This window comes from Streptomyces sp. NBC_00252 (assembly GCF_036187565.1).
GTDB lineage: Bacteria > Actinomycetota > Actinomycetes > Streptomycetales > Streptomycetaceae > Streptomyces.
Genome location: NZ_CP108087.1, coordinates 7,531,516 through 7,550,098, shown reverse-complemented (window position 1 = coordinate 7,550,098; position 18,583 = coordinate 7,531,516). Strand labels below are relative to the sequence as shown.

Below are 18,583 nucleotides of genomic sequence, written 5' to 3'. Positions count from 1 at the left end.
ACTTCATGATCGAGTCAAGGGCGCCTCAAGGGGAGATAAACGGGGCTCTCCTGTGTACGACCCCTTGGCCGTCGCCGACTTGATCGGCCGTCAGGGCCGAACGGGCGCCGACGTCGACATGGTGACGGCTCGTCAGTGGTCGGCCGGAGAGCCGTAGACGACGAAACGCCGGTGCGGACGCCCCGAATCGAGCGTCCGCACCGGCGTGTTGAGGGTCCGTCAGCACCCGGAGGGATCAGCCGACCATGTTGTCGGCCATCTCCTCGGTGATGCTCGACTCGGTGCCCGGGATGCCGAGGTCCTGGGCGCGCTTGTCGGCCATCGCCAGCAGTCGGCGGATACGGCCGGCCACCGCGTCCTTGGTGAGCGGCGGGTCGGCGAGGGCGCCCAGCTCCTCCAGGGAGGCCTGCTTGTGGTCCATGCGGAGCCGTCCGGCCGCCGCGAGGTGCTCGGGGACCTCGTCGGCGAGGATCTCCAGCGCGCGCTGGACCCGGGCGCCAGCGGCGACGGCCGCGCGGGCCGAGCGGCGGAGGTTGGCGTCGTCGAAGTTGGCGAGACGGTTCGCCGTGGCGCGCACCTCGCGGCGCATCCGGCGCTCCTCCCAGGCCAGCACCGACTCGTGCGCGCCGAGCCGGGTGAGCAGGGCGCCGATCGCGTCGCCGTCACGGACGACCACGCGGTCCACACCGCGCACCTCACGGGCCTTCGCCGCGATCGACAGCCGGCGGGCGGCACCGACCAGCGCGAGCGCCGCCTCGGGGCCCGGGCAGGTCACCTCCAGGGAGGAGGACCGGCCGGGCTCGGTCAGCGAGCCGTGCGCCAGGAACGCGCCTCTCCAGGCCGCCTCCGCGTCACAGGTGGCCCCGGAGACGACCTGCGGGGGCAGGCCCCGGATGGGGCGTCCGCGGCCGTCCACGAGCCCGGTCTGCCGGGCCAGCTGATCGCCGCCCGCCACCACCCGGACGACGTAACGCGAGCCGCGGCGCAGTCCGCCGGGCGCCATCACGATCAGCTCGGAACTGTGGCCGAAGATCTCCAGGATGTCCCGCTTGAGCCGGCGCGCCGCCATCGCGGTGTCCAGCTCCGCCTCGATCACGATGCGCCCGCTCACCAGGTGGAGGCCGCCGGCGAACCGCAGAATGGCGGAGACCTCCGCCTTCCTGCAGCAGGTCCGGGTGACGGGGAGCCGGGAGATCTCATCCTTCACCGCTGCCGTCATCGCCATGGGCCGATCCTTCCATGCATCCGAAAAATACGGTCGTACGCGGCGGCCAACAGCTCCGGGTCGTGCCTTGGAGTTCCGTCGGTCCGGGCCACCGGAGCCAGCTCGACCGCGGCGTCCAGCCGCTTGGCGGCTTCGGTGAGCGACGCGCGATCGGGCACGGCTGCCTCGTCGGCCAGCACCACGTCCAGGGCGAGTTTAGGGGCGTGTCGTCCCAAAACCTCCAAATGACGCTGCGGGGAGAAGCCATCGGTTTCTCCGGGCTGCGGCGCGAGGTTCAGGGAGAGTACCCGGCGCGCCTTCGTCTCGGTGAGCGCGTCGAGCAGTTCCGGCACCAGCAGATGCGGGATGACGGACGAGAACCAGGAGCCCGGGCCGAGCACCACCCAGTCCGCGTCGAGCACGGCGGCGACGGCCTCGGGCACGGCCGGCGGGTCGTGCGGCACGAGGTGCACGGACTGCACCTCGCCGGGCGTGAGCGCCACGGTCGCCTGTCCCCGGACGGTGTCCACGTCCTCGGGCCGCGCCGGATCGTGCCCCTTGACCAGGGCCTGCAGCTCCAGCGGTACGGCGGACATGGGCAGCACGCGCCCGTGCGCGCCGAGCAGCTTGCCGACCAGGTCGAGGGCCTGCACATGGTCGCCGAGCTGCTCCCACAGGGCGACGATCAGCAGATTGCCGACCGCGTGTTCGTGCAGGTCGCCCTTGGACTGGAAGCGGTGCTGGATGACGCGGGCCCAGGTCTGGCCCCAGTCGTCGTCGCCGCACAGCGCGGCCAGCGCCTTGCGGAGGTCCCCGGGGGGCAGTACGCCCAGTTCGTCGCGCAGGCGGCCGCTGGAGCCGCCGTCGTCGGCCACGGTGACGACGGCGGTGAGGTCGCCGGTGATCCGGCGCAGTGCGGTGAGCGAGGCGGACAGGCCCATGCCGCCGCCGAGGGCGACCACCTTGGGCTGGGTGCCGCGCCGGCGCGGTTTGCCGCCGCGGGCCTCCACGGGCCTGGTCGTCCGCCCTTCGGGCACCACGCGGCGCAGCCTGCCCAGCCGTGGGCTACGACCTGTCATTCCCGTCCCATGTCCCGGTGTACGACCACCGTCTCCACGCCCTCTGCCGCGAGCCGTGCGGCGAGCTTCTCCGCCGTGGCGACCGAGCGGTGCTTGCCGCCGGTGCAGCCGATCGCGATCGTCACGTACCGCTTGCCCTCGCGCCGGTAGCCGGCCGCGATGAGGCGGAGCAGCTCGGCGTAGCGGTCGAGGAACTCCTTGGCGCCCGGCTGGTTGAAGACGTACGCCGAGACCTCTTCGTTGAGGCCGTTGAAGGGGCGCAGCTCCGGGATCCAGTGCGGGTTGGGCAGGAAGCGCATGTCGGCGACGAGGTCCGCGTCGACCGGGAGGCCGTACTTGAAGCCGAAGGACATGACGGTGGCCCGCAGTTCGGGCTCCTCCTCGCCGGCGAACTGGGCGTCCATCTTGGCGCGCAGTTCGTGGACGTTGAGGCTGGAGGTGTCGATGACGAGGTCGGCGTCGCCGCGCAGCTCGCGCAGCAGCTCGCGCTCGGCGTCGATGCCGTCGACGATGCGGCCGTCGCCCTGGAGGGGGTGGGGACGGCGCACCGACTCGAAGCGGCGCACCAGGGCCTCGTCCGAGGACTCCAGGAAGACGATCCGCCGGGTGACGTGCTTGGACTCCAGGTCGGCGAGGGACTCGCGGAGGTTGTCGAAGAAGCGCCGTCCGCGCACGTCGACCACGACCGCGATGCGTGCCACGTTGCCCTGGGAGCGGGCGCCGAGCTCGACCATGGTGGGGATCAGGGCGGGCGGGAGGTTGTCGACGACGAACCAGCCGAGGTCCTCCAGGCACTTGGCGGCGGTGGAGCGCCCGGCCCCGGACATGCCGGAGATGATCACCAGCTCGGGGATGGCCGCCTCGGGCACCCCGGCCGTCGTGCTGTCCGTACTCACCTGTGCTCCGTCGTCCTGGACCGTCTCCTGGGAAGGCTGATCCTCGCCCGCTTCCTTGTGCGTCCGATCTCGGTCCGCTGTGGGCTGCTTCTCTTGTTCGGTCATGTCTCCTGCCCCCGTCGCTCGTCCGGGGCTCCCGCGGTCACGGGCTCCCCTGGGGCACCCGTCGTCGTCTCGGGTGTCCCGTCTTCCATGTCGTCCATGATCTCTCCGGTCGCCGTGTTCACGGCGGGTGCGGCCGGGGCCGCCTGGGCGAGGGCCGCGGCGATGGCCTCCGCGGTCTTGCGGCCTATGCCCGGAACCTCGCAGATCTGGTCGATTGTCGCGGATCGCAGCCTCTTCACCGAACCGAAGTGTTTGATCAGCGCCTGTTTGCGGGTCTCGCCGAGGCCGGGCACATCGTCCAGGGGACTCGCCCGGAACCGCTTGGCCCGCTTGGCGCGCTGGTAGGTGATCGCGAAGCGGTGGGCCTCGTCACGGACGCGCTGGAGGAGGTAGAGGCCCTCGCTGGTGCGGGGCAGCACCACGGGGTCGTCCTCGTCGGGCAGCCAGACCTCCTCCAGGCGCTTGGCGAGACCGCACACGGCGATGTCGTCGATGCCCAGCTCGTCCAGGGCCCGCTTGGCGGCGGCGACCTGCGGCTGGCCGCCGTCGACCACGACGAGCTGCGGCGGATAGGCGAACCGCTTGGGGCGGCCGTCGTCGTCCTTGAGGTCCGTCAGCTCCTCGCCGTCGGCCCACTCCCCCGTCTTCTCCTTCTCGGCGAGATAGCGCCGGAAGCGGCGGGTGATGACCTCGTGCATGGAGCGGACGTCGTCCTGGCCCTCGAAGCCCTTGATCTGGAAGCGGCGGTACTCGCTCTTGCGGGACAGCCCGTCCTCGAAGACGACCATCGACGCCACGACGTCGTCTCCCTGGAGGTGCGAGATGTCGTAACACTCGATCCGTAGGGGGGCGCTGTCCAGGTCGAGGGCCTCGGAGATCTCCTCCAGGGCGCGGGAGCGGGTGGTGAGGTCGGAGGCGCGCTTGGTCTTGTGGAGGATCAGCGACTGCTGGGCGTTGCGCGCGACGGTCTCCATGAGGGACTTCTTGTCGCCGCGCTGCGGGATGCGCAGCGACACGTTCGCCCCGCGCCGGTCCGTCAGCCACTGCTGGACCGGCTCCACCGGGTCGGGCAGGGCCGGGACGAGGACCTCCTTGGGGACGGAGTCCCCGGTCTCCTCGCCGTAGAGCTGCTGGAGGGCGTGTTCCACGAGGGCCGGGGTGGTGACGTCCTCGACCTTGTCGGTGACCCAGCCGCGCTGGCCGCGGACGCGTCCGCCGCGGACGTGGAAGATCTGGACGGCGGCCTCCAGCTCGTCCTCGGCGACCGCGATCAGGTCGGCGTCGGTCGCGTCGGCGAGGACGACCGCGCTCTTCTCCATGGCCTTCTTCAGGGCCTCGATGTCGTCACGCAGGCGGGCGGCCCGCTCGTACTCCATCTCCTCGGCCGCGTCCGTCATCTGCTTCTCCAGACGGCGGATGTACGTGCCGGTGCGGCCGGCCATGAAGTCACTGAACTCCTCGGCCAGTTCGCGGTGCTCCTCCTCGGAGACGCGGCCGACGCAGGGGGCGGAGCACTTGCCGATGTAGCCGAGCAGACAGGGGCGGCCGGTGCGCGCCGCGTTCTTGAAGACGCCCGCCGAGCAGGTGCGGACGGGGAACACGCGCAGCAGGAGGTCCACGGTGTCGCGGATCGCCCAGGCGTGTCCGTACGGCCCGAAGTAGCGGACGCCCTTCTTCTTGTGACCGCGCATCACCTGCACGCGCGGGTACTCCTCGTTCATCGTCACCGCGAGGTACGGGTAGCTCTTGTCGTCGCGGTACTTGACGTTGAACCGGGGGTCGTACTCCTTGATCCAGGAGTACTCCAGCTGGAGCGCCTCGACCTCTGTGGACACCACCGTCCACTCCACCGACGCGGCCGTGGTGACCATCGTGCGCGTGCGCGGGTGGAGTCCGGCCAGGTCCTGGAAGTAGTTCGCCAGGCGCTGGCGCAGGCTCTTCGCCTTTCCGACGTAGATCACCCGGCGGTGCTCGTCGCGGAATCTGTAGACCCCGGGCGAGTCCGGGATCTCTCCCGGCCTGGGGCGGTAGCTGGAGGGGTCGGCCATGTTTCACACCCTACTGGCGCGGGGTGACAGCGCGGCGGGGCTGTGGACAACGCCGGGCGCGCCGGGCGGATCTCCTCCGGAACTCCTACCGGGACTCGAGAAACGTGAGAACCGCCAGCACACGGCGGTGGTCGTCGGAGGCTTCCGGAAGGCGGAGCTTGCCCAGGATGCTGCGGACGTGCTTCTCGACGGTGCCCTCGGTGACCCACAGCCTGCGGCCGATACCGGCGTTCGAGCGGCCCTCCGCCATCAGCGCCAGGACCTCCCGCTCGCGGGTGCTGAGAAAGGACAGCGGGTCGTCGCGGCGCTGCGCCGAGAACAGCTCGTGCACCAGGGAGGGGTCGACGACCGAGCCGCCTTTGCGGATGCGGTCGAGGGCCTCGACGAACTCGTCGACGACCGTGATCCGGCTCTTGAGGAGATACCCGACCCTGTGCCCGCCGGCCAGCAGCTCCAGGGCCTCCTCGACCTCGACGAACGCCGACAGCACGAGGATGCCGGTGCCGGGGTGGCGCTCGCGGATCGTGCGGGCCGCCTTCAGGCCCTCGGTGGAGTGGTCGGGCGGCATCCTGATGTCGACGATCGCGAGGTCGGGCCGCTCGTTGTCGACCAGTTCCAGGAGGCCTACGGCGTCACCGGCCTGGCCCGCGACCTCGTAGCCCAGGCGTTCGCACAGGCTCGCGAGGCCCTCCCTGAGCAGGACGTCGTCGTCCGCGAGGACGACCCGTCCCTTCGCGGTCCGCCGCGCTGCGTCCATCGTCCCGGCTCCCCTTGCCCGACCAGTGCCGTGCGCCACGCACAGCCTGCCGGACCCGGTCGGGTACGGCTAGCCGGTAAGGGAGTTGGGGGCGGCGGCCCGTGTCCGCCCGTGGGAGTAAGGCGTCGGACGGTCACCCCTCCGTCCGGGGAAGTGGCAGTCGTACGACGAGAGTGGTGCCCTCCCCTGGTGGGCTGGTGACGCGCAGCCTGCCGCCGATCGCCTCGACGCGGTCGACGAGTCCGATGAGCCCGGAGCCGTGCCCTAGGTCGGCGCCGCCCACCCCGTCGTCGGCGATCGTCACCTCCAGAACGTCGCCGTCGACCCGCGCGGACACCTCCACGAAGCTCGCGCGCGCGTGCTTGGCGGCGTTGGTGAGGCACTCGGAGGTCACGTAGTAGACGGCGACCTCGATCCGCTCCGGGAGGCGTCCCGCGGGCAGCCGCAGGTCGAGTTCCACGGGCACGGCGGAGCGGCGGGCCAGGGCGCGCAGGGCCGGGCCGAGGCCGCCCTTGGAGAGGATCGCGGGATGGATGCCGCGCGCGATGTGCAGCAGGTCGGCGAAGGCGTCGTCGAGGCCCTTGGCGATGTGGTCCAGCTGCTCGGCGAGCTCCTCCGGCTGCTCGTCCAGCATCGACTGAGCCGTTCTGAGGTCGAGTTGGAGCGATACGAGCCGCTGCTGGACGCCGTCGTGGAGGTCGCGTTCGATACGGCGCCTGGAGGCGTCCCCCGCGGCGACCACGCGCGCGCGTGACGCGGTGAGCTGGTCGCGGCTGTCGGCGTTGGCGAGGGCGGTGGCGACGAGCTCGGTGAAGTCGGCGAGCCGGGACTCGGTGCCCGGGGGCAGCGGTTCGGGCCCGGCGGCGGCCGCTACGACGGCACCCCACAGCCGGTCGTCGACGACGATGGGGGCGCCCACCGAGCAGCCCACGCGCGCGAGACGACCAGTTCGCGCGACCTCCGCCGCGGCGACCGTGTCGGCCTCGGCGACGGGACTGCGGGCGGCGCCGAGGACGGTGGCGGCTCCGTCGGCGCCGTAGCGCAGGACGGCGGCGGAGCCGCTGCTCAGGACCTTGCCCACCTGGTCGGCGACCTCGGAGAACACCTCGTGGGGTGGCACCCCGCGCGCCACGAGGGTGGCGACGCGGCGCAGCGCGGTCTGTTCGCGGGCGGCGCGGCGGCTCTCGGTGACGTCGCGTGCGGCGGCGTAGATGAGGCCGTCCCCGGTGACCGGGCGGGCACTCCACTGGAGCCGGCGTTCGGTGCCGTCGGCCCGCAGGAAGCGGTTCTCGAACTCGGCCAGGGCGACGCCGCTCGCCAGCCGGTCGAGGACGGCACGCGTGCGTGCGCGGTCCTCCGGGTGCACGAACTCCAGCCAGGGGCGACCGAGCAGCGCCTCGGCGGAGTGGCCGAGGGTCCGCTCTAAGGCAGGGTTCACGCGCTTGAAGCGGCCGTCGAGGCCCGCGATGCACAGCAGGTCCAGGGAGAGGTGGAAGATGCTCGCCAGCTCCTGCTCGGCCTTGTCGCGCCGCCCCTGGGCCGCGGCGAAGGAGGCCATGGTGCCGTTCATGCCGCCGAGCAGCTGCGCCCAGGTCCCCTCGAACGCGGCGACGTCCGCGCGGTGGCCGAGCCGGTTGTCGTCGATCGACGTGTTCATGGTGTTGATCTCGCCCGCGAGCCGCTCGGTGGTGACCCGCAGTTCCCTGAACGTGTCGGCGACGGCGCCGAGTTCGTCCCGGCCCGCGTACCGGATGTCGTACGACAGGTCGCCCTCGGAGAGCGCGCGGGCGCCCGCGGAGACCTCGCTGAGCGGGCGGGTGATCGACAGGCGCAGGGTCAGGGCGAGGACGGTGACGGCGGCGAGGACGGCCAGCGACACGCTGAGGTCGCGTGCCTCACGCGCGCGTGCCGTGTCCAGGTCGCTCGCGGCGTCGCGGCCCAGCTCGGCGGCGGCCCGGTGCTGGATGCCGCGCAGGGCGTCGATGCGCCCGGTCGAGGCGGTCAGCCAACCGGCGTACGTGGGCCATGAGTTCTTCTCGGCATGCGGGTCGGCGAGGGTCTCGCGGGTGGTGCGGACGACGAGCCCGGGGTGCTGGAGCAGGGCTACGTAGAGCCTGCCCTTGAGACCGGCGGACGCGGTCCGGCCGAAGTCGTCCAGGAGGGCCTTCTCCAGGGCCGACCAGCGGTCCGTGGCGGTGGCGTGCGGGGCGTCGGGGGTGTCGAACAGCACGGCCAGTTCGGCGCGTTCGCGTTCGGCGGCCTCGATGGCGTTCAGGAGCGCGATGTGGGCGTCGGCGGCCTGCCCGGAGGTACGGGTGGGCCGGCCGGACTCCAGGGTGGCGGCCAGCTCCAGGAGGTCGCCCTCGATCGTGTCGTACTGGGCGTCGAGTTGGGACGCGGTGAGCGAGCCTGTCCCCAACTGGAGCCTCAGGGCGTGCAGTTGGCGGTCCCGCGCGTCGAGCCTGCCCGGTACGTCGGGTGGTCCGGTCCAGCCGGCGGCGGCCAGGAGGGCTGCGTCGAGCGCGCGGTCTGTGGCGTGCTCCGCGCCGAAGCGTTCCTTCAGGGTGGCCGGTACGGGCCGCAGCCCGGCCTTCACGGCGGCGATGCGTTCCTTGGCGATGGCGTCGGTCAACGCCGTTGTCCGGAACGACAGTTGGGTCGCCGTACGGAAGTCCCGCATCGTCTGCGCCTCGCGCCACTGGGTGACCGCGCCGAACACGGTGAACGCCAGCAGGCCGGTCACCGGAAGCAGCACCAGGAGCATCAGTTTGTGCCCGACGCGCAGCCGGGCGAGGAACGGCACGCGGAGGGCGGTGCCGGGCCGCACGGGCCGTTCGCACGGGTCCTGCGGGGCGGGGCGGCCGGAGCGCGGGCCGCGCGGCTCAGGGGGCGCGGTGGACGCGATGGGCGTGATGGGCGGGGCGGGGCCGGGCTCGGGGCGGAGCCCTGGAAGAACCCTACGGAGCGGGCCCGGGGACAGGGGGCGACGCACGGCGGGCTCTCAACGGCCTGGGGGCGGGGAATCTCGATGATGGTCGGTCACGTGCCCAGCCTGCCCTCAATCAGCCCTGATCGTCAGGGCGTTGGGGAGGACGGCCCTCGCGTCATCGGGCACACGCGCGTGGCACCCGATGCGCGGTGTGCCGGGCATCCGTTCCGGGGACGCGTGTGGCGCCTGTTTTCGCCATGTCCGTGGCAGGCGTTTTCGCCGTCCGCGCGGCACGCGCTTCGACGGCCGCACGGGACACGATTTGCCGGGCTCGCGGGATGCGTTTCGGCAGGGGCGCGGGACACGTCTCGCCAGGCTCGCGGGATGCGATCTGCCGGGCTCACGGCAACTTCTCACCAGGCGCACGGCACACGGCTCGCCCGCCTCCCGGTGTGCACCCTCACGGCGTGTCCGGCGGATACCCGTCATGCGCCGCGATGTCCTGGTCAATCTTCTTCGCGGCCTCGCCGAGGGTCGTCCTGACCGGTGCCCGGTTGAAGATGATCTTCGCGAAGGCCCGGGAGAAGGCGTCGGTGATCGCGGGGTAGGCAGGCGTCTGGGGCCTGGGGCGGGCCACTCCGTCGCGGAGCTGCTCGATGAAGAGATGCTCGGAGCCACCGGGCGCATACTGCGGCGAGAGCCTGATCGCGCTCTCCGTGGCCGGGATCGCGCCGTTGGCGACGGTCATGCGGTGCACCTGGGCGGGCTGGAGCAGGAAGGACAGGAAGCGCCACACGGCGTCACCGTCCGCGTTGCCGGCCGGGACGCCCCACTGGAAGGAGCCCATCCCGGTGACGGTCCCCTGGCCGAAGTCGGGCAGCGGGACGATGGCGACGTCCCCGGGGAAGGCCTTGTTGAATTCCGGATAGGTCCAGTGCCCGCACCAGGAGATCGCGCTGCGGCCGCTGACGAACGCCTTGTCGTCCTTGACCATGTCGATGAGCCCGACCTTGGCCCAGTTCTGCATGGCGGTGAGCGCCTTGACCGAACCGGGGCCGTTCACATAGCCGTCGGCGGTGCGGAAGTTCCTGGGCTCCACCAGGTCGCCGCCGGCCGACCACACGGCGGGCGCGAAGCCATAAGTGTTCCACTCCTGGCCCGGCTGCGAGTAGACGAGCCGCAGGTCGAGGGGCGCCTTGTAGCCCTGCTTGCGGAGTTTCCGCAGGATGCCGGTCATCTCGGCGGCCGTCCAGGCGTCCTTGGGGCCGGTCGGGACGCGGATCCCGGCCTTCCTCATGACGGACGTGCGGACGTACAGGCCCATGCCCGAGTCGAAGGTGCCGATGCCCCACAACCTGCCCGCATAGGTGCCCTGTTGACGGATCGTCGGCAACAGGTCGGCGCGGACGCTGGCGGGCACACAGGAGTCGATCGGCCGGAGCTTGCCCGACCAGGCGTAGCTGTAGAGGTTCGGGCCGTCGAAGTCGAGCAGGTCGGGCAGGTCGCGGCTGGCCGCCGCCGACAGGACCAGGGCGGTGTAGGCACGGTCCTCCGGGAGGGTGACCAGCTCGACCCGCACCTGCCTCTGCCGCCTGTTGAACTCCTTCACCTGGCTCCGCAGCGTGGTGAACTCGCCACTGGGGCCCGCGTGGTACCAGACCGTGATGTGCGCGACGCCGTGGATCTTCCCGTCGCACGTCGTGTCCTCCGGGGTCGCGCTCGCCCCCTTGGCGGCGCTCCCGGCGCCGTCGCACCCGGCCAGCAGCAGGGCCGCGCACACCGCCCACGGGAGCAGGGTCCTCCGTAGCCCGCGGACGCCGCCGGGCCACGCGCGCGTGGCGCTCGTCCCGCTCATGGCACACCCCCACTCGACCGGACCTCGTGGTCTCCCCAGGGCGCCGTCATGCTACCGCCCGTCGCGACCCCATCGCCGTGCGTGCATCTGAACCCGCTTCCACGGCAGGGGACTTCAGCACTTTCCGGCTAGCTGGAAGGCGCGAGCGGCCATCGGTCGGCAAGCTGAGGACATGTCGCTGCGCTGTCTCCTCGTCGATGACAGCGCCCGGTTCCTGGAGGCGGCTCGCGCCCTGCTGGAACGCGGCGGCGTGGAAGTCGTCGGTGTCGCCTCGACGGGCGCGGACGCCGTCTCCCAGGCCCGGGAGACGGCCCCCGACGTCGTCCTGGTCGATCTCGACCTCGACCTGGAGAACGGCTTCGACGTCGCGCACCGGCTCGTGGGCCACGTACCCGCAGTGATCCTCATCTCGACCCACTCCCGGGAGGACTTCCAGGAACTCATCGCCGACAGCCCCGCACACGGCTTCCTTCACAAGTCGGCCCTGTCCGCGCGGGCGATCAGAGACCTGCTGGGCGACACCGGGCCGACCGCGCGGAGTTGAGGGAGCCGACCGCGACCGGGCCAGATCACATATGCCTGATGGGCGACAGGTGTTGTCGGGACTTGGTCAACACGCTTCAATGCGGGGGAACTCGGGGCGTGAATGACGGCGTACGGATGTGAAGACCTTTCTCCGGTGCCGACGGGGGCCCCGAAGCAACCCGCGTGAACGGCCTGACCAGCCGTTGTGAACATTCACAGAAAGGGCCCCTGCATGCCGCACGCCACACAGCAGGCGGACGTCGCCACCGCGGAACTGGACTCGGCCCTGCGCGGCGGCCCCTTCCACGTCGCGCTGCGCGCCGCCATCGCCGCCCGGGGACTGCCCCTGCAGCGCGTCCAGCACCATCTGACGCGCTACGGGGTCAAGGTCGGCGTCACCAGCCTGAGTTACTGGCAGCAGGGCGCCCGCCGCCCGCAGCGCCCCGAGTCGCTGCGCGCCGTACGGGCGCTGGAGGAGATACTCCAGCTCCCCGAGGAGTCCCTGATCCGGCTGCTCGCCGAGGCCGAGGAACGCTCCGTCGCGCAGCGCCCCGCCGCCCGCTCGTACCGTTCCTTCGTCGAGGCCTCCGGCGTCCTGGAACAGCTGCTGGCCGACCTGGAGTCCTCGCTCGACAGCGGCCTGCACTCCCTCGGGCTGCACGAGCGCGTGCGCGTCGGACCGCACCGTGAGCTGGCGGGCCGCGAGTCCCACCACATCGTCCGCGCCCACCGGGACGGCATCGACCGGTACATGGCCGTCCACTACGGAGACCCCGGCTGCGCCCCCGACCGCATGACCGTGCACGCCCTGGAGAACTGCCGCACCGGCCGCGTCCGCCGCCACCACGAGACCGGCATGCTGGTCGCCGAAATCCTCTTCGGCACCCGCCTCCGCTCCGGAGATACGTTCCTCTTCCGCTACGGAGTCGAGGACGGCACCGCCGGCGTCTCCCGCGAGTATGTCCGTGACTTCGGGGTCGCGGGCGGCCAGTACGCCCTCCAGGTGCGCTTCGACGAGAACGCGCTCCCGGTGCGCTGCCACCGCTTCACCCAGCACTCGGCGGCGGCCCCGCGCAGTGGCCGCCAGGAGCTGCGCCTGACCGGAGGGCACCAGTCGGTGCATCTCGTCGAGCCGCGCATGCGGTCGGGGATCGTGGGGATCGGCTGGGACTGGGAGTGAGCGGGCGGGGCCGGTCGCCCCGGTGATCAGGCGGCCGGGCCCGCGACGATCTTCCCGTTCGCGGCCGTCACCTTCAGCTCCTGCAGGGGCTCGGTGGCCGGGGACTGCACCACCTTGCCGGTCAGCGCGTCGAACTGGCTGCCGTGGCACGGACAGATGAGGGTCGTGCCGTCGAGCTTGTTGATGGGGCACTGCGCGTGCGTGCAGGTCGTGCTGTACGCCTTGAGGGTGCCGTTCGCGGCCCGGCTGACCACCACGTTCTGATCCCGGTACAGCTTCGCGCTCCCCTTGGCCACCTCGCTCTCCGCACCCAGCTCCACGGGCGCGGTCGGCGTCGCGGCGGCCCCTGAGCCACCGCCCGAGCACGCGACGAGTCCGAGCCCGGCGACGGGCGTGAGGGCCGCGCCGCGCAGGACGGCACGACGGCTCGGGGCGGGGAGGGCGGGCATGGGGGTCTCCAGCTGTGGTTCGGGGCGCGTGGGCGGTGCGGGCCGCGCGGGCTGTCCCAGTCGGTCGGTCCACCCGGGCCGCTCGGTCCGTTCGGGCCGCTCGGGCTGTTCAAGAGGCGGTGCGCGACGGTGTGGGCGTCGGTGCACGGCGACGATACCCGTGGGGTTCCGTCCGCTTTGAGGGGGGGCTCATCGGACGGGTCTTCACGGCACGTAAACGTTTGCGCAAGCGTTTACGTCAGGCGCCGGATGAGATACCTTCCCGCCCAGAAGGCCCGCAGCGACTCAGGGAGGGGACCCGCGATGGCCACCATGGTCGACGTCGCACGGAGCGCCGGTGTATCCGTCGCGACCGTCTCGCACGTCCTGAACGACACCCGTCCGGTGCTGCCCGGCACCCGGGAGGCCGTGCTGACGGCGATCGAGGAACTGGGCTACACGCCCAACACCCTCGCCCGCTCCCTGGTGACGTCCCGCACCCGCTCGATCGGCCTGGCGGTGTCGGCGATCAGCAACCCGTACTTCACGGAGATCCTCCAGGGCGTCGAGGCCGGTGCCCTGGAGCACGGCTACAGCCTGCTCATCGCCGACCCGCACGACGACCCCGAGCACGAGCGCACCGTCGTCCAACTCCTGCACGAGCGCCGGGTGGACGGCATGATCGTCGCCCCGTCGGCGGCCCCGGACGCGCTGGTCGCCTACCTCGGCCGGCACTCCGTACCGACGGTGTTTCTCGACCGGCTGGTCGAGGTGCCGTCGGGCGACGCGGTCCCCTTCGACCAGGTGAGCGCGGAGAACATCGAGCCGACGGCCCGGCTCGTCACGCACCTCGCGGAGCTCGGCCACCGCCGCATCGGCCTGGTCGCGGGTCTGCCCGGGCTCAGCACGACCGGCGAGCGGATCGCCGGGTACCGGCACGGGCTGGCCGCCGCCGGACTCCCGTACGAGGAACGGCTGTTGGCGCACGGCGACTCCGAGTCGGCCGCCGCCGAGCGGGCCACCGGGGCGCTGCTGTCCCTGGCCGCCCCGCCCACGGCTCTGATCACCGCCAACAACGCGATGACCATCGGTGCCCTGCGTGCCCTGCGTGAGCGCGGCCTGTCGGTCCCCGGCGACCTCGCGCTGTGCTGTTTCGACGACTTCGCCTGGGCCGACCTCTTCGAGCCCCGGCTGACCGCGATCGCCCAGCCCAGCAAGGAGATCGGCGCCGAGGCCGTACGGCTCCTGCTGGACCGGCTCGCCTCGCCGGACCGGGCCGCCCGTGTCGTACGCCTGCCGTGCGCCTTCGTCCACCGCTCGTCCTGCGGCTGCCCGGACCGGCCGTCGTCCGATCGACCTGGCCAGACCGACACCTCCGACTAGCCGAGCCCCTTCCAAGCCGTCCGACCAGCCCGCGAAAGGAACCGCCCCGTGATCGTCGTAGCCGGTGAGGCCCTGATCGACCTGGTGCCGCAGGGCACGGGAGCCCTCGCCGCCCTGAAGCCGGCGCTCGGCGGCGGCCCGTACAACACCGCCGTCGCCCTGGGCCGCCTCGGCTCTCCCACGGCCTTCTGCTCGCGGGTCTCCCAGGACGCGTTCGGCGAGGCCCTTCTCGCCGGGCTGCGGCAGGCCGACGTGGACGTCCTGGACGTGCAGCGCGGAGCGGAGCCGACGACCCTCGCGGTCGCCACGCTCGACGCGCACGGCTCGGCCACGTACTCGTTCTACGTCGACGGCACCGCCGACCGGCTCTTCGCGGTGCCCGCGGCGCTGCCCGCCGGGACGGAGGCCGTGTCCTTCGGCACCTGCTCGCTCGTCCTGGAACCGGGGGCGACCGCCTACGAGGAGTTGATGCGGACCGCGTCCGGGCAGGGCGTGTTCACCCTGCTCGACCCCAACATCCGGACGGGCCTGATCCCCGACGCGGACGCCTACCGGGCGCGGTTCAGGAGCTGGCTGCCGTATGTGAACCTCCTCAAGCTGTCCGAGGAGGACGCGCTGTGGCTGGGCGGCACCCCGCGCGAGTGGCTGGACGCGGGTCCCTCGGCCGTCGTGATCACCCAGGGCGGCGACGGCCTCTCCGCGTTCACGAAGGACGGCACGGTCTATCCGGTGCCGGGCGAGAAGGTCGAGGTCGTGGACACGATCGGCGCCGGTGACACCGTCAACGCGGCGCTGCTGCACGGCCTGTCGACCCGGGACGCCCTGTCGCCGGAGGGGCTGGCCGGGCTGGGCCGCGACGGCTGGACCCGGCTGCTGAAGTTCGCGGCGCGGGCGGCGGCGATCACCTGCTCACGGGCGGGGGCGGAGCCGCCGTACGCCTCCGAACTGGGCGGTCTGTAGCGGCTGTTGAGCGACGGCAGGCTGTGCGTGCCACCAAGTGCGGCGCCCCGCGGGGAAGTTCCCGCGGGGCGCCGCATTCGTGTTGCTGCCGTATGCCGGTCAGACCGTGTTCCTGCTCAGTGAACGGTCAGGCCTTGCGGGCCCGAGTCGTCTTCTTCGCGGGCGCCGACTTCTTCGCCGGAGCGGCCTTCTTGGCGGGCGCTGCCTTCTTCGCCGCGACCGCCGCGGTCTTCTTGGCCGCCGTCTTGCGCGGGGCCTTCACCGGGGCGCCGTCGCTGATCCGGTCGGCGTCGAGGATCTCGCGGAGGAACTTGCCGGTGTGGCTGGTCGAGACCGCGGCCACCTCCTCCGGTGTGCCCTCGGCGATGACGAGACCGCCGCCCGCGCCACCCTCCGGACCCATGTCGACGACCCAGTCGGCAACCTTGATCACGTCGAGGTTGTGCTCGATGACGATGACCGTGTTGCCCTTGTCGACCAGGCCGCCGAGCACCGTGAGGAGCTTGCTGATGTCCTCGAAGTGCAGGCCGGTGGTCGGCTCGTCCAGGACGTAGACCGTACGGCCGGTGGAGCGGCGCTGGAGCTCGCTGGCGAGCTTGACGCGCTGGGCCTCACCGCCGGACAGGGTGGTCGCGGACTGGCCGAGCCGGACGTAGCCGAGGCCGACGTCCTTGAGGGTGTTGAGGTGGCGGGCGATCCCGGGTACCGCCTCGAAGAACTCCGTGGCCTCCTCGATCGGCATGTTCAGCACGTCGGCGATGGACTTGCCCTTGTAGTGGACGTCCAGCGTCTCCCGGTTGTACCGGGCGCCGTGGCAGACCTCGCACGGGACGTAGACGTCCGGCAGGAAGTTCATCTCGATCTTGATGGTGCCGTCGCCCGCGCAGTTCTCGCAGCGGCCGCCCTTGACGTTGAAGGAGAAGCGGCCGGGCAGATAGCCCCGCACCTTCGCCTCGGTCGTCTCGGCGAACAGCTTGCGGACGTGGTCGAAGACTCCGGTGTACGTCGCCGGGTTCGACCGCGGGGTGCGGCCGATGGGCGACTGGTCGACGTGCACGACCTTGTCGACCAGGTCGTCGCCGTCCACGCGCGTGTGGCGTCCCGGCACGTTCCTCGCGCCGTTCAGCTCGCGGGCCAGGTGCGTGTACAGGATGTCGTTGACCAGGGTCGACTTGCCGGAGCCGGAGACGCCGGTGACCGCGGTGAACACGCCCAGGGGGAACGAGACGTCGATGTCCTGGAGGTTGTTCTCCCGGGCGCCGTGCACCGTGAGCTGGCGCGAGAGGTCGCGCGGGCGCCGGATGTCGGGCAGCGGGATGGCCTTCTTGCCGGACAGGTACTGCCCGGTCATCGACTCGTCGTTGGCGAGCAGCTCCTTCAGGGAGCCGCTGTGCACGACCTTGCCGCCGTGCTCGCCCGCGCCGGGGCCGATGTCGACGATCCAGTCGGCGACCTTGATGGTGTCCTCGTCGTGCTCGACGACGATGAGCGTGTTGCCCATGTCACGGAGCCGGACCAGGGTCTCGATCAGCCGGTGGTTGTCGCGCTGGTGCAGGCCGATGGACGGCTCGTCCAGGACGTACAGGACGCCCACGAGGCCGGAGCCGATCTGCGTGGCCAGGCGGATGCGCTGGGCCTCGCCGCCGGAGAGGGTGCCGGCCGCGCGGTTCAGCGAGAGGTAGTCGAGGCCTACGTCGACCAGGAAGCGCAGCCTTTCGTTGCACTCCTTCAGGACGCGCTCGGCGATCTTCTTGTCGCGGGCGTCGAGCTTCATCCCGCCCAGGAACTCCGCGCAGTCGCTGATCGACATGCTGGAGATCTCTGCGATCGACTTGTCCATGATCGTGACCGCGAGGACGACGGGCTTCAGGCGCGTGCCGTGACACGTGGGGCAGGGCACCTCGCGCATGTAGCCCTCGAAGCGCTCGCGGCTGGCGTCGCTCTCCGCCTCGCCGTGCCGGCGCTTCACGAAGGGGACGGCGCCTTCGAAGGGCGTCGTGTAGACCCGCTCGCGGCCGTACCTGTTGCGGTACCGGACCTCGATCTGGGTCTTGTGGCCGTACAGCAGGGCCTTCTTGGCGCGCTGCGGGAGGCCCGCGAAGGGGATGTCGGTGCGGAAGCCCAGCGCGTCCGCGAGGGCGCCGATGAGACGGCCGAAGTAGTCCTTGGTGTGGCCGTGCGACCAGGGGTGGATGGCACCCTCGTCCAGGGACTTGTCCTCGTCCGGGACGATCAGCTCGGCGTCGACCTCCATGCGCGTGCCGATGCCGGAGCACTCGGGGCAGGCGCCGAACGGCGAGTTGAAGGAGAAGGAGCGGGGCTCCAGCTCCTCGAAGGACAGGTCGTCGTACGGGCAGTACAGGTGCTCCGAGTACATGCGCTCGCGCTCGGGGTCGTCCTCGGGGAGGTCGACGAAGTCGAGCACGACCATGCCGCCGGACAGCCCGAGGGCGGTCTCCACGGAGTCCGTGAGACGGCGCTTGGCGGAGTCCTTCACCGTGAGGCGGTCGATGACCACCTCGATGGTGTGCTTCTCCTGCTTCTTCAGGGTGGGCGGCTCGGAGAGCTGGATGATCTCGCCGTCCACGCGCGCGCGGCTGTAGCCCTTGGTCTGGAGGTCGGCGAACAGGTCGACGAACTCACCCTTGCGCTCGCGCACCAGCGGCGACAGGACCTGGAAGCGGCTGCCCTCGGGCAGCGCCAGGACCTTGTCGACGACGGCCTGCGGCGACTGGCGCGAGATGGGCCGGCCGCACTCGGGGCAGTGCGGCTTGCCGATGCGCGCGAAGAGCAGGCGCAGGTAGTCGTAGACCTCGGTGATGGTGCCGACCGTCGAGCGCGGGTTGCGCGAGGTCGACTTCTGGTCGATGGAGACGGCCGGGGACAGACCTTCGATGAAGTCGACGTCCGGCTTGTCCATCTGACCGAGGAACTGGCGGGCGTACGAGGAGAGCGATTCCACGTAGCGCCGCTGGCCCTCGGCGAAGATCGTGTCGAAGGCCAGGGAGGACTTGCCCGACCCGGACAGGCCCGTGAAAACGATGAGCGAGTCGCGTGGCAGGTCGAGCGAGACATTCTTCAGATTGTGCTCGCGCGCGCCACGGACGATGAGACGGTCGGCCACGCCGGTCCGCACCTTTCTTGAGAGAAGTGACAGGGGCGAGGCCCCCGTCGTTCTCAGACTAGGGGGAGCCACTGACAACGCCGGTCGGAATCCCGGCGGAGGCATAACAA

At 71.4% G+C, this 18,583-nt stretch carries 13 protein-coding genes; 4 read left to right on the top strand and 9 right to left on the bottom strand.

The window, feature by feature from the left end:
* Nucleotides 1-235: 235 nt before the first annotated feature.
* The 7 genes from whiA to OHT77_RS33450 all read right to left on the bottom strand — a co-directional run bounded on the left by whiA (nucleotide 236) and on the right by OHT77_RS33450 (nucleotide 10,873).
* Nucleotides 236-1,225: a DNA-binding protein WhiA gene (gene whiA / locus OHT77_RS33480; RefSeq protein WP_019067568.1), complete on the bottom strand. Its 990-nt coding sequence runs from the start codon at nucleotides 1,223-1,225 to the stop codon at nucleotides 236-238.
* On the bottom strand, nucleotides 1,216-2,283 hold the full coding sequence (locus OHT77_RS33475) for a gluconeogenesis factor YvcK family protein (protein ID WP_328832159.1): 1,068 nt from the start codon (nucleotides 2,281-2,283) through the stop codon (nucleotides 1,216-1,218). Before OHT77_RS33475 ends, whiA begins: the two co-directional genes overlap by 10 nt.
* Complete coding sequence (rapZ, locus tag OHT77_RS33470; RefSeq protein WP_328832158.1) at nucleotides 2,280-3,284, bottom strand: RNase adapter RapZ; 1,005 nt, start codon at nucleotides 3,282-3,284, stop codon at nucleotides 2,280-2,282. The genes OHT77_RS33475 and rapZ overlap by 4 nt, the downstream gene beginning before the upstream one ends.
* Nucleotides 3,281-5,332, bottom strand: a complete 2,052-nt coding sequence (gene uvrC, locus OHT77_RS33465) for an excinuclease ABC subunit UvrC (protein ID WP_328832157.1) — start codon at nucleotides 5,330-5,332, stop codon at nucleotides 3,281-3,283. The genes rapZ and uvrC overlap by 4 nt, the downstream gene beginning before the upstream one ends.
* 85 nt (nucleotides 5,333-5,417) lie before the next feature.
* The gene (locus tag OHT77_RS33460) at nucleotides 5,418-6,089 is read right to left on the bottom strand and encodes a response regulator transcription factor (protein WP_328832156.1); all 672 of its coding nucleotides are present in this window, start codon (nucleotides 6,087-6,089) and stop codon (nucleotides 5,418-5,420) included.
* A 133-nt stretch (nucleotides 6,090-6,222) separates the two neighbouring features.
* Nucleotides 6,223-8,853, bottom strand: coding sequence for a PAS domain S-box protein (locus OHT77_RS33455; RefSeq protein WP_328834422.1), 2,631 nt, complete (start codon nucleotides 8,851-8,853; stop codon nucleotides 6,223-6,225).
* A gap of 625 nt (nucleotides 8,854-9,478) precedes the next feature.
* On the bottom strand, nucleotides 9,479-10,873 hold the full coding sequence (locus OHT77_RS33450; RefSeq protein ID WP_328832155.1) for an ABC transporter substrate-binding protein: 1,395 nt from the start codon (nucleotides 10,871-10,873) through the stop codon (nucleotides 9,479-9,481).
* A gap of 172 nt (nucleotides 10,874-11,045) precedes the next feature.
* Here OHT77_RS33450 and OHT77_RS33445 point away from each other — a divergent pair, with 172 nt between their 5' ends.
* Together OHT77_RS33445 and OHT77_RS33440 are read left to right on the top strand one after the other, a co-directional pair.
* Entirely contained in the window at nucleotides 11,046-11,417 is a 372-nt protein-coding gene (locus OHT77_RS33445; protein ID WP_328832154.1) for a response regulator, read from the top strand.
* A 213-nt stretch (nucleotides 11,418-11,630) separates the two neighbouring features.
* Nucleotides 11,631-12,578, top strand: coding sequence for a hypothetical protein (locus tag OHT77_RS33440; protein ID WP_328832153.1), 948 nt, complete (start codon nucleotides 11,631-11,633; stop codon nucleotides 12,576-12,578).
* A gap of 26 nt (nucleotides 12,579-12,604) precedes the next feature.
* On the opposite strand, the gene OHT77_RS33435 is transcribed toward OHT77_RS33440, so the two are convergent.
* Nucleotides 12,605-13,027, bottom strand: a complete 423-nt coding sequence (locus OHT77_RS33435; RefSeq protein WP_328832152.1) for a Rieske (2Fe-2S) protein — start codon at nucleotides 13,025-13,027, stop codon at nucleotides 12,605-12,607.
* 303 nt (nucleotides 13,028-13,330) lie between these two features.
* Here OHT77_RS33435 and OHT77_RS33430 point away from each other — a divergent pair, with 303 nt between their 5' ends.
* Both OHT77_RS33430 and OHT77_RS33425 read left to right on the top strand, forming a co-directional pair.
* Complete coding sequence (locus OHT77_RS33430; RefSeq protein ID WP_328832151.1) at nucleotides 13,331-14,389, top strand: LacI family DNA-binding transcriptional regulator; 1,059 nt, start codon at nucleotides 13,331-13,333, stop codon at nucleotides 14,387-14,389.
* A 48-nt stretch (nucleotides 14,390-14,437) separates the two neighbouring features.
* Entirely contained in the window at nucleotides 14,438-15,349 is a 912-nt protein-coding gene (locus OHT77_RS33425; protein ID WP_328832150.1) for a carbohydrate kinase family protein, read from the top strand.
* A 127-nt stretch (nucleotides 15,350-15,476) separates the two neighbouring features.
* On the opposite strand, the gene uvrA is transcribed toward OHT77_RS33425, so the two are convergent.
* Nucleotides 15,477-18,473, bottom strand: coding sequence for an excinuclease ABC subunit UvrA (uvrA, locus tag OHT77_RS33420; protein ID WP_328832149.1), 2,997 nt, complete (start codon nucleotides 18,471-18,473; stop codon nucleotides 15,477-15,479).
* Nucleotides 18,474-18,583: the final 110 nt, after the last annotated feature.

What these genes read in the sequence shown, in the direction of transcription:
- whiA (WP_019067568.1), bottom strand. Translation starts at nt 1,225, where the DNA reads ATGGCGATGACGGCAGCGGTGAAGGATGAGATCTCCCGGCTCCCCGTC.
- OHT77_RS33475 (WP_328832159.1), bottom strand. Translation starts at nt 2,283, where the DNA reads ATGACAGGTCGTAGCCCACGGCTGGGCAGGCTGCGCCGCGTGGTGCCC.
- rapZ (WP_328832158.1), bottom strand. Translation starts at nt 3,284, where the DNA reads ATGACCGAACAAGAGAAGCAGCCCACAGCGGACCGAGATCGGACGCAC.
- uvrC (WP_328832157.1), bottom strand. Translation starts at nt 5,332, where the DNA reads ATGGCCGACCCCTCCAGCTACCGCCCCAGGCCGGGAGAGATCCCGGAC.
- OHT77_RS33460 (WP_328832156.1), bottom strand. Translation starts at nt 6,089, where the DNA reads ATGGACGCAGCGCGGCGGACCGCGAAGGGACGGGTCGTCCTCGCGGAC.
- OHT77_RS33455 (WP_328834422.1), bottom strand. Translation starts at nt 8,853, where the DNA reads ATGCTCCTGGTGCTGCTTCCGGTGACCGGCCTGCTGGCGTTCACCGTG.
- OHT77_RS33450 (WP_328832155.1), bottom strand. Translation starts at nt 10,873, where the DNA reads ATGAGCGGGACGAGCGCCACGCGCGCGTGGCCCGGCGGCGTCCGCGGG.
- OHT77_RS33445 (WP_328832154.1), top strand. Translation starts at nt 11,046, where the DNA reads ATGTCGCTGCGCTGTCTCCTCGTCGATGACAGCGCCCGGTTCCTGGAG.
- OHT77_RS33440 (WP_328832153.1), top strand. Translation starts at nt 11,631, where the DNA reads ATGCCGCACGCCACACAGCAGGCGGACGTCGCCACCGCGGAACTGGAC.
- OHT77_RS33435 (WP_328832152.1), bottom strand. Translation starts at nt 13,027, where the DNA reads ATGCCCGCCCTCCCCGCCCCGAGCCGTCGTGCCGTCCTGCGCGGCGCG.
- OHT77_RS33430 (WP_328832151.1), top strand. Translation starts at nt 13,331, where the DNA reads ATGGCCACCATGGTCGACGTCGCACGGAGCGCCGGTGTATCCGTCGCG.